We start from the raw sequence: 16,860 nt of genomic DNA, 5'->3' as shown, positions 1-16,860 counted from the left end.
GATATGAGAAAAATGATTTATATAGACGAATAAGATACTTGTGAAGATAGGCAGGCTCTGCTATAATGATGGTATGGCTTATCATATCCACATTACCAATGAATTTAACAACCTTTTTGTGCAAGGCGATAGTAGCAAGTGGTTCAACGGCAATCTTTTCCAGCAAGAGCTTCTCCTTATTACCCAAAACCAACAGATTAAACACTGGCTGGTGAACACGGCTACGGAAGTCTTTGGTATTGCGCCCTTTTTGGAGGAGCATTGTCAGCTCTCTGATCAAGCAATTCGACAGTTGCTTCCGAAGATGGCAGGGATTGAGGAGCAATTTAATTTTAGTAAAGAGTTTGACAAGAGTAAGCGTCAGATTCTCTTTACGCCTGATTTACGTCTGATTATTTACAAATATTTGGAGAAGAAGATTGCCGAAGAAGATCCGCTCTTTGCACCGGTGATTGCGTATTTACGCGCGCAAGAAGAGCAAAAAACGACATTGCAAAGTTCACGCCTCTTTGCGTTGGCAAGCTCGGTAGCCACATTAATGGAGCAGTATAGCGCGCGCTACGACCCGTTAATGGAGGCGTGGCAAGCCAACACCTTACATAAGGGCGACGTAGAGGAGCAGAACAATTTTTTTTCTGCAACGCAACAGTGGCAACAGCGTCTGTGGTACGATCTCTTTGGGGATCCTCATCAGGCGCGATACGCATTGCCCAGCGATGTTGTCCGTGCGGTGCTCAAAGCCGAAAGTGGGTATACGGGGAGTCTCAAGCGTATTATTATTGTGGGTACGCCCTTTTTACACCCATTGCATCACCGATTTTTTATCCATTTAGCAAAGCATTTAGAGGTACACTTCATCGTTTATAGTGCCGTTGCGCTCAAAACGCAAGAGAACGTCGCCTTGATGAGTGCCTTTGATCGACAATACATGGGGGCGCTTGAGGAGTATTATCTACAACTCAAAACCGATGAGTTGGAGTATCAAGAGCACTTTGAGGATAAAAAAGGTACGCATGCCTTGGTGAGAGTGCAACAGGCGATTGCGTTTCATGAAAAAGTTACGCAAGAAGATCTGCCACGAGATGATTCGATGCGGGTGATTGCCTGTAGCGATCCTTTGCGTGAGGTGGAGGTGTTGCGCGACTCTCTTTTGCATGCGCTCAACGATGATCCCCAATTGCAGTTGCACGATATTTGTGTGGTGATGAGCGATCCTGCGCTCTACACGCCTTATCTTAGCAAGGTCTTTTTGGATAAGGGTCAAGGTAATGTCGACCTGCCCATTCACTTTGATGATCTCTTAGCAAGCGCCTCGCTATCACCTAGCTATCAACTTATCTTAGATCTCTTGGGTTTAACTGCTACGCGACTCTCTCGATCGCAAATATTAGAACTTCTGCAGAATGAACTCTTGATGGCGCGTTTAGACGTTACGCAAGATGATTTAGCAATTTGGCAAGCGTACACCGAGAATTATCACATTGCTTGGGGCTTTGACCAGGAGCATAAAGCCCAAGAGGTAGCTGGGGCAAGTGATAACTTTACATGGTTAGCGGCCTTTCGGCGCTATTTAGATGATTATCTATGGGACACGAAAGAGAATTTGCAGGAAGTCCACGCACCGAGCATCGGGAAGCTGATCTATGTGGTGCATCAGTTGTATGAGGATTTTCATACGGTGGCGCAAGAGCGTCTCTCTTTGGAGGAGTGGGTCGATTACCTAGAGCCAAAACTGGCGCGCTTTCTCCCTGATACGCAAGCGCGTAATGGGCAAATCAACCTCTTTCGATCGCTCAATGAGATTGGCTCGGCGCTTAATCAACTGAAAGATGATAAGTTTGTCGACAATAAAATTCCCTTTGTTGTCGTGATGCAACTGATTAAAGAGTCGATGGAGCGTGAGGTGGAGCGTACCTTACACCAATCTTCGGCGCAGGGTATCTTGTGCGCACCCATCGCGGCACTACGCCTTATTCCCTTTAAGTTAGTTGCCTTTTTGGGCATGAACGAGGAGCGTTATCCTTCGCAAGAGAGTGCTAATAGCGCGGGCTATAATTTGAGCGAACTCTTTAAAAAGACCTTTATTATGAGTCGAAGCAACAACGAACGGGCAAGCTTTTTGGAGACGTTCTTATCTGCTAAAGAGAGAGTGCTCTTCTTTTACCAAGCTAGCGACCGTCAGAGCGGTCAAACCCTTGAGCCTAGTTCGGTCATTTTCGATCTCTTTCGACAGGTCGAGCTACCGCTTAGTTTCGACCATGAAAAGGGGTATCCGTTGCTACAAAGCATGCCTCTCTACCCCTTCCACGCCTCTCTTTTTCATACAGCTGACCCAAAGCAACAGACATTTAGCCAGCAGGCAAGTGATCTTGCGCAAGCGTATTACGCAGAGAAAAAAGAGGATATCATTGAGCCACAGATGCCGATATTCGCCTCGCAACCGCTCCACTATCCAGAGAAAATGCGCCTAACAGATTTGGTCGATTTTATTTGGCAACCGTTAGAGAGCGCTATGGATTATCACCTTGAACAAGGATACCAAGCTCCCGAAATTGATGGCGATAAAGAGCAGTATCACTTGTCTAGCAAGGTGAGGAAATTGCTCTTTTCCCGTCTATTAGAACGCATCATTACCGAAGAGAGTCCGGCATCAACCTTGGTAGAGACGATCTGGCAAGAGGCTCTTGCAGAGGGAGAGATTATTAAGAGTGTCTATCTGGAGAGCTACTATGAGGAATTTCGTCAACTTGCCGAGCTTGCCGTGCCAAAAATCCGTGAAAAGAGTCAGGGAAGAGCACTCTCGGCAAAATTACCCCAGCAGAAGTATGCAATCACCTTGGAGGCGGAGGATAGCCCCCGTACATGGAGCTTTACTCTCAAAGATTGCTATGAAAATCAAGCCGAAGAGACATTCTATCGCTACATCCTATCATCTTATGTGCAAAATAAAGAGAAGATCTGCAACGTGGGATATGATTGGAGTTATCGTATTGAAGAGAAGCTGATCAACACATTGTGGCACTTAGCTGGCATGCCCGATAAGCTGGAGGTGATACTTGGTCTTTTTATCCGACCCGAGAATGAAGCGATCAAATTTTGCCTTAATCCACCAAGCGAACAAGATACACCGCCAAAAGCACAAGAGCCACTTGATTTGGCGACCTTTAGACGCTTGGTAGAACTCTATAAAGAGAACCTTGCCAGCCCATTGGTGATGAGTTCTGGTATTTGGGTTGGCTTGATGGAAAAATCTTATAAAGATGATGCTGAGCTAATAAAAAACTACAAAACCATCCTAGAAAAGAAGATGACCGATGAGTTTCATCCGGAGCAAAAGTTGGTGGATAGGTTAGCGTACTTAGGTGTTGATGTTGAAGCGTTTGCCAAGAGGGATCTATCTGAAAAAGAGCAAGAGATGTTGACGTTTTTATGGAATAACTTTTTTCAACAATAAGCAAAGCATGGGAACCTCGGATAGGAGGTTCCCTGCTATGGGTTAGAGAACGCCTGAGATGCGTTCAATCACTTTTTTACGATCTAGGGGTTTGACCATGTAGTTCTTTGCGCCAGCAATGAGAGCTTGTTTGACCAAATCTTCACGCCCGATAGCACTAATCATCACAATTTTTGCATTAGGATCATATTCTAATATCGTCTTTAGAGCGGTGATGCCATCCATATTGGGCATCGTAATATCCATCGTTACCAGATCGACTGGTGGTGTAATGAGCTTGTATTTATTGACGCCCTCTAAGCCATCGTTGGCGATGTCAACAACATCAAAAAGCTCTGATGTCAAGATCTGTTTTAGTTGTTTTTGAACAAAAACAGAGTCATCTACAACAAGAACCCGATACGGTGCTCCATTGGGGCCAATTCCTGGTGCTTTGTGTTGTGTAGAACTCATAACAACTCTCCTTAATCAATGCATTCCGCGCGAGTGGGAATATCTTTATAAATCAGTATAGCTAATTTAGCAATATTTGTCTAGTCATTAATGATAAATGTTACTAAAATAAAGGTGCGCTTGGGGATGGTCGAGGATTTCGTCGCTTTTTGCTTGGGCGATGAGGCGACCTTGATGTAAAAGGAGGATGCGATCGGCAAGGGAGAGGATCTCTTTGGCGTTGTGGTCGGTGATGAGGATGGCGATATCTTTCTTTTTGAGCGGGGTGATGAGCGATCCGAGCTCTTGGGTGTAGCGCAGGTCGACACCGGCGAAGGGTTCGTCCAGGAGGAGGACGTTGGGTTGGATGGCCAGTGCGCGAGCAAGTTCTAGCCGACGCCTCTCTCCCCCTGAAAGCGTGCTTGCCGGTTGAGAAAGGAGTTTTGTCAGGTTGAATTCGGTGCTGAGTTGTTCAAGTTTGACGTGTGCATCGCTGGCTTTGGGGTAGAGCATCTCTATGCCAGCTAAGAGATTATCTTGCACACTCATTTTGCGAAAGATCGACGGCTCTTGAGGCATATAGGCAAGACCACGCCGGGCGCGGGTCTCTGGAGAGTGCGAAGGCAGTGCCGTGCCGTTGAGCAAAATATTTCCAGCATCCCAGCGTAAGAAGCCTGCTATCATCTTGAAAATAGAGCTTTTTCCCGCGCCATTGGTGCCGAGTAAGCCGACAATTTCTCCGGGATAAAGATCGAAGGAGACGTTATCGGTGGCAAGGTAGCTCTTGTAATATTTGACTAAGCTTTGCAGGCTTAGCACCGCGTTAGAGGCTGATGGTTCCACGATGTAAGTGCTCCATGGTGATCTCTTTTGTCTCTAGGTGGAAGAGGATAAATTCCGCCTCAAATTGTTGCCCATCATAGATTAAGGTAACCTGACTATGCAACTCCAACATTTGCGCCTCCTCGTGAAAGAGCAGAATATGCGATTGGGTGGAAAAATCTTTTCCATTCATTTGCACGTTCCCTTCAAAGCGCCAAATGCGTTCGGTTTCTACAAAGGTTACGGAAGAGGCAGTAATGAGAATTTCCTCGTTATCGTCTTTAAATTGCACATTACCCCAAGCGCGTAGCTCGCTTTTAATTTGTGCGTAGTGCAGGTGATTACTGGTAAGTTCTTGCGCTTCGTTTTGAGTTCGTTTTACCTTCACATCGGTTTGCGCTTGCAGGGTGCGTTGCGTTGTGCCTTGTATCGAAATGCTCTGCGCATAGAGGGTAAAGGCATCCAGTTGAAGGAGAGCTTCGCCAGTAAGTTCGATAAGCGCACCATCTTGAGAGACTTGCATCTTCTTTGCATAAAAGGAGATCTCCTCTTGCGCAACAATGGGAAAGATCAATAAGATAAGGATAAGGCTCATACGCTTCATGAGAGCGTACCTGCTACGTCGTCGATATCCATGACGTGGGTACGACTATCATAAAGTAGTTTTTGCGCATAAATCAGGGTACGCGGTTGGCGAATGTAGACCTCCTCTTCAAGGGTCATGATCCCGCTTGGTTCATGGTAACTAAAGATGTTTCCTGTGAGGGTGAGATCTTTTTGTTCAACTTCGATCTTCTTCCCCAGCCATGTGCCTCGATGGAGGGGAACACTAAGCTCCTGTGCGACGATCGTACGCTCAGCTTCTTTCATTGTGGTTTTGGTAAGAGTCATGGTATCTTTCAACAGGCTCACGTGTTGGGCTTGCCAAGTGCGACTGATGGAGTTCTGATAATAGGATACTAATTGAAAGTCGCTAGCCTCGATGGGTGGCTCTGTTGGTGTCGGCTTCACACAAGCCAAGAGGCTAAGAGACGCCATCCAGAAAATTTTCTTCATCAGAATTTCCTAGTTCAAAGTCATTGGATACGCCTAAGCCCAGCCAATCTTCCTCTTCTGTAGTTTGCTCCTCTCCACCACGAATCGCCTCTAAGATAGAATCTGAAATGGTCTCATTTTTGGTACCAAGATCATCAGCAATGTCATCAAAGCTCTCCTCAGGTCCAGTGCCGGTGATAAAGTATTCACGAATTGACGAAAACCCATAGAGTTCGGCTTGGGGAGTCCAACGATGACCGTCGGCGGTGATGGCAATTTCACTAATCCCACCAGGGCGAATAAAGTCGCGCCTCGGTAACCCCTCATGAATACGCAACATATAGCGCATCAAGACAGGCGCAGCCGAAGAACTTGCCTCGTTTCGGATACTCAAGGTGTATCCACCCTTGTCAAAACCATACCAAACGGCAGTGGTGTAGTAAGGGGTAAAGGCAATTGCCCACGCATCGCTCCAATTTTGGGTAGTACCCGTCTTTCCTGCGATAGGTTGATTGAGTGCGGTAGCATTATTACGGTGTGCCCAGTAGAGCGTACCGTTGGTGACGGACGTACGCATGATATCTGTCATAATGAAGGCAGCTTGTGGGCTGAGAATTTGGCGATCATTGGAGCGATTTTGGGTGGCGCGTACCTCTGCCTCCACATCAACAACCACCTGATCGTTGCGATCGAGAATGCGCTTAATGGAGATAGGGATGACTTCTTCGCCTTGATTGGGAAAGACGGCAAAGGCACGCACCATTTGCATAGGTGAAGTGCTGATAATACCCAAACCAAGCGACCAAACACGCGGGAAGGTACGCCCAATCTCCATCGGATCTTGGATGCCTAAGAGACGTGCGGCGCGTGCGATGGCAGCATCAATACCAACACGTTCTAGCACGGTAATGGCAGGAATATTGAGCGACTGTGCTAATGCCATACGTAGGCGCGTTCCGTCGTTATAGTCGAGATTGTAATTCTCCGGACGATAGTAAGTGCCATCCTCGTTAATCCACGTTTTGGGATAGTTGTCTAGTCTGGTGGCGGCAGTGAGGTTTCCGCTAGCAATGGCTTCAGCGTAGTAGAGTGGTTTGAAGGAAGAGCCAGGCATGACCTTGGCCTGTGTTGCGCGGTTGAGCTGGTTGGATCGGCTAAAGCCACTCCCGCCAATAAGTGCAGTGATATAACCACTCTCTTGTTCTACGGTGATGAGAGCGGTTTCGATGCGCCCTGCATTACGGCGCGATCGCTCTTTATTATAGGTGTTGATGGCGACGTTGTTGGCACGCCGTATACCAAAGATGCTGGTGGCGATATCTAGATCGCCGATCATGTTTTGGGTGATGTAATCCATCGACTCGCGATAAGCACGTCCGCCTTCTACCCGTAGACGAGGCATATTAAAGAAGAGGGCAAGCCCCTCAATGCTTGGAACATTGGGTGCGGATGCATTATAATAGGAGGCACGGTGGGTATTGAGGATATTGGTTGCGCGTTCTAGACCAGCATTGAGCTCTTCTTCGGCGGCTTGTTGGTGGTCTAGGTGGACGGTGGTGTAGATTTTATAGCCGTCGGTATAGATATTGCGTCGACCAGTAAGATAGTTCATGGACTCACTACGGATATGCTCAGAGAAGTAGGGCGCAAGGTCGATGCGCTCAAAGAAGGCGGTGCTCGATCCATCGCGCGACCAGTCGTGGTTTTGCCAGAAATCTTGCATTTGACGCTCGGCTTCTTCTTGCGTTAAGAAGTTGCGCTCTACCATGCGCGAGAGCACATCTTCTTGGCGAGGGATGAGCGCATCTGGGTACTTGAGCGGGGAGAAGCGTCCTGATGGAGCAGAAAGTTGGATCACGAGGGCAACACTTTGAGCGGCATCGGCCTCTTGAATGCCGTGTCCAAAAAAGTATCGACTGGCAGCTTGAATCCCATAGTTCGTGTGCCCAAAGGGCATCTTATTCATGTATGTTTCTAAAATTTCTTGCTTGGTAAGGTGACGCTCAATTTGCATGGCCCACCAGAGCTCTTTTACCTTACGGCTGATGGAGATATCACCGCGATCGGCATAGATGTGTCCAGAGAGCTGTTGGGTTAGGGTCGATCCACCGGTCATGCGTCCAAAGCCAAAGAGCTTGGCCATTACCGTGTTGATAGCCGCACGCACCGTACCGGTAATGCTATATCCACGATGATCGAAAAAGTCTTTATCCTCACGGATCAGCGAGGCATGAATCGTGGTGATGGGCAGATCTTGATAGGTGATTAGCTCGCGGCGCTCATTACCAAAAAATTCGGTAACCACTTGACCGTCATGGGCATAGACAACCGAAGGGGTGGAGAGATAAATCTGTCCTACGTTACCTCTGGCCTCCACGGCAAGCGACCTTGTGTAATTGAGCCCCATGAGTATGCCTAACATAACAGCGATACCGAGGGTAAGCGAACCAAAAAGAAGAAGAGTGGTGAGATAAAATGGATTCTGTTTCTGCGCCATGATGCTAACAATATAGCCGATAGTAGGTCATTAGGTCAAGTCATCGCATCGATTTTAACGCGATCTCTATGGACAAATTGCGTAATGAGTGGTATGATAGAGAGCATGATGAGACGAATGAGCTGGATGCTAGGACTAACTCTCTTTGCTACGATTCTTCGCGCATCGACGGCGGGGCACGAGCATGATGCTGAGCGCGAGGCGCTGATTCAATCCCTCTTTGCGATAAGTTGGCCTTATCATACGGGCTTGCAGAGCGCGTCGATCCTTACGGCGACAACTCCCGCTTCGTTGTTGATCTGGGCAGAAGGCGCTGCGATTCTTATCGACGCAAAGGAGCTTGTGGATGCTGGCTTGCGTCTGGATAAACGATCTGGTGCTGGGCTCTTTTTTGATGCCCAACATCAGCAGGTTATTATCACCAAGAGCGATCTCCAGAGTATTACCCAAGAATTTCGTTATAAAGATGCTGTCTTTGCCGACTTTATGATCTTTAATGGCGATAAAATGCAGTATGATCCGATATCACGTCAAATGGCCATCGGACTAGGGCAAGCCTACGCATACCTTCCTTTAGTAACCTTGCAGGAGCATCACGATGACCACGATCATGAGGAGCATAATCATGACCACACGCACGATGGTCATCACCACCATGACCATGATCACGATGGACATAGTCATGCCCCACTTCAAGACGACTTTTTGTTAGGGAGAACCTTTTGGCAGGCACGCACGCCGATTTCGGCAAACCAGCGCAAGCGTCTGGGGCAACATGATCCGCAGTTACGTTTACAGCTTGTCATCAATGCTAAACCTTTCATTAAGGCGGGACTCAAGCCCCAACAATTACGCACGATACGCTATGAGCAAGAACGTTACGGTTGGTTCAATTGGTTTAGTCACGAGCGCTTGATTCTCGATTTTTATTTATAAAGAAAGGAGCCATATTTATGCAATATCGCATCACCGAAAAAGAAGAAGAGCTAAACGCCCAATTACGCGCGTTGGTTCAGGATAAACCCTCACAATTACTTGAGTTACTCATTAATGATGTGGAGGTCCGTACCATTCAGGAGTACGCCAATCACGTCTCCATTGCCCGTCTTAATTATAATGATCATGGACCTGTTCACATGCGTATTGTTGCGCGTAATGCGTTACAGATTGCGCAATTGTTAAGGCAACAAGGCTTTAAACTCTCGCTTACCAAGGAGGGCGTGGGCACGCAAGCAGATGAGGATTGCGCGTTGCTTTTAGCGGGATTTTTGCACGATACAGGGATGACGCTTACGCGTCAAATGCACGAACAGACGGCGTTGGTTTTGACGATGCCGATCATGAATCGCTTATTGGATGCTGTCTATGGCGAGGATCCCATGAAGTATGTGGTACGCTCCCTTACACTAGAGGCAATCCTTGGACACATGGGTACGGTTACTATCCATAGCTTGGAGGCGGGGGTTATGTTGGTGGCCGATGGATGTGATCTAGAGCGAGGGCGTGCCGAGTTGGTTATCGCCAGCACCCAGCACGACTTTGACGGCACCGCGCAGGTCGGTACGGTACATCAACATTCGGTGCATGCCATCGATCGCGTGCGTCTTACCACGGGTACTAAACGCAAGGTTGCTGTCATCATCCAGATGCGTAATCCTACGGGCTACTTTCAGGTGGAGGAGACGCTCCTTGGTAAGATGAAGCAGTCGCCGATTAAAGGTGAGGTAGAAGTGGTGGTGCATAGTCAGGGTTTAGAATCTGTTGTCTATCTACTATAAAATAGAAAGAAAAAATCGCATAGACGCGAGGCATAAGGAGCAATAATGAGTCGACGATATTATGGGCTAGGGTTATTATTAATGGGGATTTTCTTTTTGGCAAGCTGTGCCAATGCCCCCAAGGCGGAGCAGAAAGAGCTTAACTTCTTTCCAGAGCAAGCAGATCTCTATTTGCATATTAACGTGCCTGCTTTTCGCAAGCTGGGTAAGGCGCTAGCTAAAGATTGGGATAAGGATCAAAAGAAAGCCCTTAGTAAGGGCATGCAGTTTACGCGTCATGTTGCGTTCTATAAGGATGAGGCGACGCTCATGATGCGTGCCATGGGGACTTACCCGCAGTCGATGGTGCTTAAGGAGCTAATGAAGAGTCCAGAGCTTACGCAAGTGGATACCTATACCTTTCGCATGAACGAGCCTGTAACCAATATTCCTAAGCAGGGGGAGACGTTTTTTGATATCCATATCCCCAAGAGTGGCATAATGTATCTCTCCAATCATTTGGAGCGTGAGCTAAAGAGTATGCAAACGCGTAGCGAACCCAACTTTTCACCTTATGTACGATCGTCATTTTTATCTACCAAAAACGCGGTAATTTACTTGCCCGACTTCTCTAAATTTCTCCAGCAGTATATGGATTCAACTCCCTTGCCGGTCTCTATCCATGGGCTCTTGATGAGCATCGAACCCAAGGGCAGCAAGTACCAGATAGAAGCGCTGATCCTCTTTAGCGATAATGCCCAAGAGCGACGCATGTTGATGGCGCAATCGCGCTTTATTAGCTCTGCTTTTGCCAATAATAAAGTAATGCAAGATCTTAGTTTTAGCGAAATCGAAGAGGGTGTGCTCTTTACCTTCTCGATTAAACATAAAGATTTAGTCAATCTTCTTTCTCGTAAAAAGAGTTGAGCAGGTAGGCATGCAAGGGAAAAAGATTGTCGTAGGCTGGCTGTGGATTCTGCTTTTGGTGGCAGGTTCGCTTCATGGCTTTGCGCTAGAGCAACCAGCATTAGTGCGGCTACAAGCGACGCTCTCTGGAGATTCGCAGGAGGGAGCGCGAAATTTTCTCGCCTTCTACGACGATCTTATTGCCGATCCTAGTGTGAGTGATTGGATCAAAAATGGCTTGATTCGTCAACGCCAGCGGGTAGCTGATAGCCATTTACCTGCATGGGGGGTGGTCTATTTAGATGTGATTGGGCGAAACTTTTTGATTACGGGCGCCAATATCGCGCTCTTTAGCGACTTTGCGCAAGTAGAGCATTTATCTGGAAATCAGACACGTACCTTAGGTGAGGCGTATGTCATCTATCGCGATCGCCAAGCCGATCTGGCAGTTTATCTCTTAAGCGATGAGGCGCGCCCTGTGACCCAGCAGCTACGTCTAAGCGAACGTCCGTTAAATCCTTCAGAATTGCTCTACGCCTATGAGCAGGGAAGGAACGCTCCTTCTTCTGTGATATTACGGCAAGATGAGCGCGGTACGTGGCGTATTTCAGATGGACTTTTTCAAACGAAGCAGTATAGCTACGGATCGCCGATACTTAATAACGATGGCGAAATTGTCGGGTTGGTGGGGAAAGAGAACGCTATCATTCCTGTGACGGAGATCCAACGGGCGATTGTACAGGCGGAACGCTTGCGTCCACGCGCAACGCAAGGTGCATTAGAGCGCGCCTCGCAAGAGCTTGTCAACGCGGTGATGGGTGAAGAGTACGATGCTTTTTCGACCTTTTTTAGCACCAATCTTACCAGTAGTTTGGGCATTCCGCTCTTTTTGGAGTTGATGACACGGGTGAATATTGCTACGCGTAACACCTACATTATGGCACTGCGCGATGAGGATCCTACATTATTGATTAATACCGTGTTAGGCATCTTTATTATGGAGCGATTTAACGAATTTGATCAGCCGATTTTTGAGCAACTACGCGTTGGGAATGCTCCACGTAATGCCTTTCAAGTCAACACGAATATTACCTATAACCTCAACCAGAAGCCCTATACGATTGGCTGGATCTACTCGGCAGGACGTTGGCGGGTCGCCAATGTGGACTCCTTTAATTTTATCGAGAAGCGCTCGGTTTTTCGTCAAATTGATCGCTCTGGGGCGGTGATTGGCTTGGGTTACACCTTTATGCCGAAGATCCATGATCTCAAAAATATGCACGCCTCGCTAGGTTATTATCAACAGGTGCACCGCCTCTTTGGCGTTAGTGGTGAGCTGGCGTATCATAGCATGTCCTATCGTACGCGCACCATCAATGAGCGGGTGCAGATGATGCATGTCTTAGGCAAGGCGCAATTTCAGCTGGGCTTGGCCTTTGATTCGCTCAATTTTTTGGCTTATGGTGGCTTGAGCGTGGGCATTGGCGTGCGATTGAGCGGGGCGTTGCAAGAGGAACTTTTTGCCGAAAGCTTAGTAAATCGGGCGCGGGTGGTGTTGAATGGGGGTTGGTTTGCTGGCTTAGAGGTGGGCTTCTCCGATAATAGCCCGATCTTTGTGGGCATCGAGGGTGGCGCTATGAGTGATTTCTTTACGGGTAAGTACTTAGATATTCACTATGGTGGAAAAAGTTGGGCAAATGCACACTATCTTAAAGGTTATATTAAGTTTAAATTCTAGCCAAAGTTGTGTATATTTAGGATACTTACAATAGGATATATGTGGAGATGAAAATCATGAAACAATCAATTAAGAATAAATTATCATACAGTAAGATATCGAGAAGGTCAATATTTTGGACATTTGGATTATTAAGCCTGATATTATCGGGCTGTGGTAGTTCGCCGAAAGTGAGGTTGGGCGTAGATTCGCAGGGGCGCAGTCGCTATGAACTTGAGACGAGCAAAGATGGCGCCGTTTTGATCTTTGTGAAGAATCGTAATGATGGTTCATATCAACTCTATTACTATGATAATATCAGTAATGTGCCTGCCTTTACGCAATCGGCACCGATTGCACCAACGCGTCCGGTCAAGCCTGTTTATCCCACCGAGCCTACGCGCCCTGTGCCTGATGCTCTGGTGGCGCATGAGTATGCGCGTGGGGAGCGCTATTCTACCTATCGACGTAATATTTCCTTACCCAATGAACCGCAAAAACCGGTGGAACCTCCGCGCCCACGCGAACCGCAAAAACCCACATCCCCTACACAACCCAAAGAGCCCTCTGCTGAACCACAGCATCCGGGTAATCCCCCTCAAGCGCCTGCGCGTCCCCTACCTTCTGCTCCTGTAAAGCCAGAGCAACCAAAAGCACCTATCGAACCTAAGAAGCCTCAAGCGCCCAATAACTCGGGTAACTCGGGAACGCCGCCTTCTACTTCCAATCGTCCGGGGACACCGAATCATCCAGGGCAATCTAATGGCAATACGCCCAATCGCCCTAACACGCCTAACTCCGCCGAGCAACGCGAGTACGAGCGTAAACTGAAAGAGTACGAAGAGGCGATGAAAGAGTATCAACGCCAGATGCGCGAATATGAGCGCAACATGCAAGAGTATCAGCGGTTAATGCGTGAGTATGAGCGTCAACAACAGGCGTACCAGCGCCTGCAAGGTGAGCATGAAGCCTATCAACAATCGTTAAAGGAGTATCAAGAGCGCTTGCGTCGGTACGAGCAAGAGAAGCGCGCTTATGACGAGGCACAACGTAAGTATCAAGAAGAGAAGCGTCGTTATGAGCAAGCTCTACGTGAATATGAAGATGCACTAAGGCGTTACGAGCAAGAGATGCGTAGCTATCGTGATAACATGAGTGTGTATGAGCGCCAGATGAGCACCTATCGTTCGGAGATGCAACGCTACGAGCGCGACTATGCGAGGTATCTGGAGCAGAAGAAGATTTATGACGAGGAGCAGGCGAAAAATGTGGCACGAGATGCCTATGAAAACGCGCTCAAACGATATGAGCAGGAGATGATTAGCTATCGTCGAGATGTGGCCAATTATGAGGAGAACTTGCGCAATTATGAGCGGGCTTTAGTACGATACGATCAAGAGATGGCGGTTTATTATCAGCGTCGAAGTGCTTACGAAGAGGCGCTTAACGCCTACATGAATAACACGCGTAGCGCACTCTATGCGCGTCGTGATAGCTTACTTCTCCATACCGAACTGGAGGGCGGAGCGATGCGCAGTTTCTCTTTTGCGCTAGAGCCTATCGACGTTTCGCACCTCAATGGCACCACTTGGCGTATTTACTCGGTGGCTTGGCTAAGTGCTAGTGAGATGCAGGCGTTGGCGAACGTGAGTGCGCTCTCTTTTGTGGTACAGGATGGGCGCTTAGGCTCATTTACGGCGCGAACACTTAGTAAAAATGATGTCAAAAAACTTCGTGTGGCGCTTAGAGATATGGTGCAAAGAAGTTAAAAATAGACTAGACAAAACGTCAAAAGGGGCGTAAAATTTAAGAGTAAAGCAAGATAGTGTGGCATCATTGAGGCATGGATTTTTTTAAAGTATCTTAGAATATCTTAGTGACAATAATACAGCGATTTACGTTGTATGGATTGCTTTTTTGTGTGTAAAAGAGGAGGATAAGATGGCAGAGATTAGAGTCTTTTCAGAGATTGGTCGCCTTAAAGAGGTGATGTTGCACCGTCCGGGGTGGGAGGTGGAGAATTTTACGCCCGAACACTTTGGGGAGTTTCTTTTTGACGATATTATGTATCTTGAGGCAGCCCAGCGCGAGCATGATCAATTTAGTGAGGTCTTACGTAAGGCGGGAGTCAAGGTGCACTATTTAGAGGATTTAGTGGCGCAGAGCATGGAGCACCAACCTGATGCCGCCAAAGCGATGGTAGAGCAGTATCTCTTGGAGTCGGGGGTCTTTCATCCCCAGATGCGTCAGGAGCTGTTACAGTGGCTTTATGAGAGCAAAGATATGGCGACCTTGGTACGTACGCTGATTGCGGGGGTGCGTAGTCATGAGGCGCCAATTGGTCGGCAGAAGAGCTTATCGAGTTTGACCAGTGGGGAAGAGCTTTTTCTCGTTAAACCTTTGCCCAATATCCTCTTCACGCGCGATCCGTTTATCAGTATTGGGCACGGCGTGGCGATTAGTAGCATGAAGCACTTGATCCGTCGGCGCGAGACGTTGCTAAGCGATTTTCTCTTTCGGCATCACCCTAATTACGCGGGGAAAACCCCTTTCTGGTTTGAGCGTGATAATATGAATCACTTGGAGGGTGGCGATCTCTTGGTGATTAATGAGGAGATCCTCTTTGTGGGTATCTCTGAACGTACGGATGCCTACTCGGTGGAGCAGTTGGCGATGCGTCTCTTTAACGATGAGACGAGCAAAGTCAAGAAGGTTGTTGCTTTTGTGATTCCCAAAAAGCGCGCGTTTATGCATTTGGACACGGTCTTTACACAGATCGATCACGATAAATTTACGATACACAGCGAGATTGAGGAGACGCTCACGCTCTTTGTCATCGAGGCGGGATCGACTACGGATAGTGTGCATATTACCGAGGAGCATAAGGATTTGGAGCATCTGCTTTCGGGGATTTTGGATCGGCGGGTGCTGCTCTTACGTTGTGGCGATGGCGATGCAATTGCTGGATCACGCGAGCAGTGGAACGACGGGGCAAATACCTTGGCGATTTCTCCAGGGGAGGTTTGTGTTTACGAACGAAATCATGTAACCAATCGGCTACTGGAGGATAGCGGCATCAAAATTCACGCGATCCTCTCCTCCGAATTATCCCGTGGTCGCGGTGGCCCTAGGTGCATGAGTATGCCCTTAGTAAGAGAAAATTTATAAAATTTTTCTATCTATTTAATTTTTTATAGATAAAGGAGATAGGTATTATGGCATTCAATTTACGCAATCGGCACTTCTTGACATTATTGGATTTTTCTGCTAAAGAAATAGAGTACTTGCTCGATCTCTCTCGCGATCTTAAACGCGCGAAGTATACGGGCACCGAGCAACAGCGGTTGAAGGGCAAGAATATTGCGCTAATCTTTGAGAAGGATTCTACCCGAACGCGCTGTGCCTTTGAGGTGGCAGCCTACGATCAAGGGGCGCGGGTAACTTATTTGGGGCCTAGTGGCTCGCAGATAGGGAAGAAGGAGTCGATTAAGGATACGGCTCGGGTGTTGGGTCGGATGTACGACGGGATTGAGTATCGTGGCTTTGGGCAGGAGATCGTGGAGACGCTAGCAGAATATGCAGGCGTGCCGGTCTGGAATGGTCTGACCAACGAGGATCATCCCACCCAGATTTTGGCAGACTTTTTGACGATGGAGGAGCATTTTGGGGCGTTAAGCGGATTAAAGCTAGTATTTTGTGGAGATGGACGCAATAACATGGCCAACGCGTTGATGATTGGTTGTGCGAAGATGGGCGTGCATTACACAGTTGTTGCCCCAGAGCATCTGTGGCCAGAGGAGACTTTGGTTGCGAAGTGTCGAGAGGTTGCTAAAGAGAGCGGAGCGAAGATCGAATTCTCTGCGGATGTCGCCAGCGGTGTGGCTGGTGCTGATGTCGTTTATACGGATGTTTGGGTCTCGATGGGTGAGCCTCAAGCGGTCTGGAAGGAACGCATCGATTTATTAAAACCTTATCAAGTAAACAAAAAGCTTATGAGCTATGCTAAGGCGGATGCGATCTTTTTGCACTGCTTGCCGGCTTTTCATGATGAAGAGACGCAAGTGGGGCGCGAGATCGCGCAACAATTTGGCATGAGTGAGCTTGAGGTTACGAACGAGGTCTTTGAGAGTGCGCAGTCGAAGGTGTTTGATGAGGCGGAGAATCGTCTGCACACCATAAAAGCGGTAATGGTGGCTACCTTGGGTAGCTGATAAAATAAGACCTTGCAAGAGGAGCAGAA

The 16,860-nt window shown here is 47.8% G+C and carries 13 protein-coding genes; 8 read left to right on the top strand and 5 right to left on the bottom strand.

Features of this window, described 5'->3' with window-relative positions; all coding sequences use genetic code 11:
* Positions 1–73: 73 nt before the first annotated feature.
* The gene (locus PVA46_RS05665) at positions 74–3,454 is read left to right on the top strand and encodes an exodeoxyribonuclease V subunit gamma (RefSeq protein WP_246226768.1); all 3,381 of its coding nucleotides are present in this window, start codon (positions 74–76) and stop codon (positions 3,452–3,454) included.
* Positions 3,455–3,496: 42 nt separating this feature from the next.
* Here the strand turns inward: PVA46_RS05665 and PVA46_RS05660 are convergent, their stop codons facing one another.
* The 5 genes from PVA46_RS05660 to PVA46_RS05640 form a co-directional block, all read right to left on the bottom strand.
* Positions 3,497–3,907: a response regulator gene (locus PVA46_RS05660; protein ID WP_167695786.1), complete on the bottom strand. Its 411-nt coding sequence runs from the start codon at positions 3,905–3,907 to the stop codon at positions 3,497–3,499.
* An 87-nt stretch (positions 3,908–3,994) separates the two neighbouring features.
* Positions 3,995–4,729, bottom strand: coding sequence for an LPS export ABC transporter ATP-binding protein (gene lptB, locus PVA46_RS05655; RefSeq protein WP_167695785.1), 735 nt, complete (start codon positions 4,727–4,729; stop codon positions 3,995–3,997).
* Positions 4,710–5,312 (bottom strand): hypothetical protein, encoded by a 603-nt coding sequence (locus tag PVA46_RS05650; protein WP_167695784.1) that lies wholly within the window; start codon positions 5,310–5,312, stop codon positions 4,710–4,712. Before PVA46_RS05650 ends, lptB begins: the two co-directional genes overlap by 20 nt.
* Complete coding sequence (locus PVA46_RS05645) at positions 5,309–5,764, bottom strand: hypothetical protein (RefSeq protein WP_167695783.1); 456 nt, start codon at positions 5,762–5,764, stop codon at positions 5,309–5,311. Before PVA46_RS05645 ends, PVA46_RS05650 begins: the two co-directional genes overlap by 4 nt.
* Positions 5,733–8,240 carry a transglycosylase domain-containing protein gene (locus tag PVA46_RS05640; RefSeq protein ID WP_167695782.1) on the bottom strand — a complete coding sequence of 836 codons (2,508 nt, stop codon included), beginning with the start codon at positions 8,238–8,240 and terminating at the stop codon, positions 5,733–5,735. Before PVA46_RS05640 ends, PVA46_RS05645 begins: the two co-directional genes overlap by 32 nt.
* Before the next feature lie 105 nt (positions 8,241–8,345).
* On the opposite strand from PVA46_RS05640, the gene PVA46_RS05635 reads away from it, so the two are divergent.
* The 7 genes from PVA46_RS05635 to argF all read left to right on the top strand — a co-directional run bounded on the left by PVA46_RS05635 (position 8,346) and on the right by argF (position 16,831).
* Complete coding sequence (locus PVA46_RS05635) at positions 8,346–9,176, top strand: hypothetical protein (protein ID WP_167694679.1); 831 nt, start codon at positions 8,346–8,348, stop codon at positions 9,174–9,176.
* Positions 9,177–9,193: 17 nt separating this feature from the next.
* On the top strand, positions 9,194–10,018 hold the full coding sequence (locus tag PVA46_RS05630; protein WP_167695781.1) for a phosphohydrolase: 825 nt from the start codon (positions 9,194–9,196) through the stop codon (positions 10,016–10,018).
* 45 nt (positions 10,019–10,063) lie between these two features.
* Positions 10,064–10,924 (top strand): hypothetical protein, encoded by an 861-nt coding sequence (locus PVA46_RS05625; RefSeq protein ID WP_167695780.1) that lies wholly within the window; start codon positions 10,064–10,066, stop codon positions 10,922–10,924.
* 10 nt (positions 10,925–10,934) lie between these two features.
* Positions 10,935–12,641 (top strand): trypsin-like peptidase domain-containing protein, encoded by a 1,707-nt coding sequence (locus PVA46_RS05620; RefSeq protein WP_167695779.1) that lies wholly within the window; start codon positions 10,935–10,937, stop codon positions 12,639–12,641.
* Positions 12,642–12,697: 56 nt separating this feature from the next.
* Positions 12,698–14,389 carry an ATP-binding protein gene (locus PVA46_RS05615; RefSeq protein ID WP_167695778.1) on the top strand — a complete coding sequence of 564 codons (1,692 nt, stop codon included), beginning with the start codon at positions 12,698–12,700 and terminating at the stop codon, positions 14,387–14,389.
* Positions 14,390–14,561: 172 nt separating this feature from the next.
* On the top strand, positions 14,562–15,788 hold the full coding sequence (locus tag PVA46_RS05610; protein WP_167695777.1) for an arginine deiminase: 1,227 nt from the start codon (positions 14,562–14,564) through the stop codon (positions 15,786–15,788).
* A gap of 47 nt (positions 15,789–15,835) precedes the next feature.
* Positions 15,836–16,831, top strand: a complete 996-nt coding sequence (argF, locus tag PVA46_RS05605) for an ornithine carbamoyltransferase (RefSeq protein WP_167695776.1) — start codon at positions 15,836–15,838, stop codon at positions 16,829–16,831.
* Positions 16,832–16,860 lie beyond the last annotated feature (29 nt).

The organism is Entomospira culicis (genome assembly GCF_028748145.1).
In the GTDB taxonomy this organism is placed as follows: domain Bacteria; phylum Spirochaetota; class Spirochaetia; order WRBN01; family WRBN01; genus Entomospira; species Entomospira culicis.
This window is presented reverse-complemented; position numbering and strand designations above follow the sequence as displayed.

Excerpts from the sequence above, each read along its gene's own strand:
- PVA46_RS05665 (WP_246226768.1), top strand. The coding sequence starts at position 74 with ATGGCTTATCATATCCACATTACCAATGAATTTAACAACCTTTTTGTG.
- PVA46_RS05660 (WP_167695786.1), bottom strand. The coding sequence starts at position 3,907 with ATGAGTTCTACACAACACAAAGCACCAGGAATTGGCCCCAATGGAGCA.
- PVA46_RS05650 (WP_167695784.1), bottom strand. The coding sequence starts at position 5,312 with ATGAAGCGTATGAGCCTTATCCTTATCTTATTGATCTTTCCCATTGTT.
- PVA46_RS05645 (WP_167695783.1), bottom strand. The coding sequence starts at position 5,764 with ATGAAGAAAATTTTCTGGATGGCGTCTCTTAGCCTCTTGGCTTGTGTG.
- PVA46_RS05640 (WP_167695782.1), bottom strand. The coding sequence starts at position 8,240 with ATGGCGCAGAAACAGAATCCATTTTATCTCACCACTCTTCTTCTTTTT.
- PVA46_RS05635 (WP_167694679.1), top strand. The coding sequence starts at position 8,346 with ATGATGAGACGAATGAGCTGGATGCTAGGACTAACTCTCTTTGCTACG.
- PVA46_RS05630 (WP_167695781.1), top strand. The coding sequence starts at position 9,194 with ATGCAATATCGCATCACCGAAAAAGAAGAAGAGCTAAACGCCCAATTA.
- PVA46_RS05625 (WP_167695780.1), top strand. The coding sequence starts at position 10,064 with ATGAGTCGACGATATTATGGGCTAGGGTTATTATTAATGGGGATTTTC.
- PVA46_RS05620 (WP_167695779.1), top strand. The coding sequence starts at position 10,935 with ATGCAAGGGAAAAAGATTGTCGTAGGCTGGCTGTGGATTCTGCTTTTG.
- PVA46_RS05615 (WP_167695778.1), top strand. The coding sequence starts at position 12,698 with ATGAAACAATCAATTAAGAATAAATTATCATACAGTAAGATATCGAGA.
- PVA46_RS05610 (WP_167695777.1), top strand. The coding sequence starts at position 14,562 with ATGGCAGAGATTAGAGTCTTTTCAGAGATTGGTCGCCTTAAAGAGGTG.
- argF (WP_167695776.1), top strand. The coding sequence starts at position 15,836 with ATGGCATTCAATTTACGCAATCGGCACTTCTTGACATTATTGGATTTT.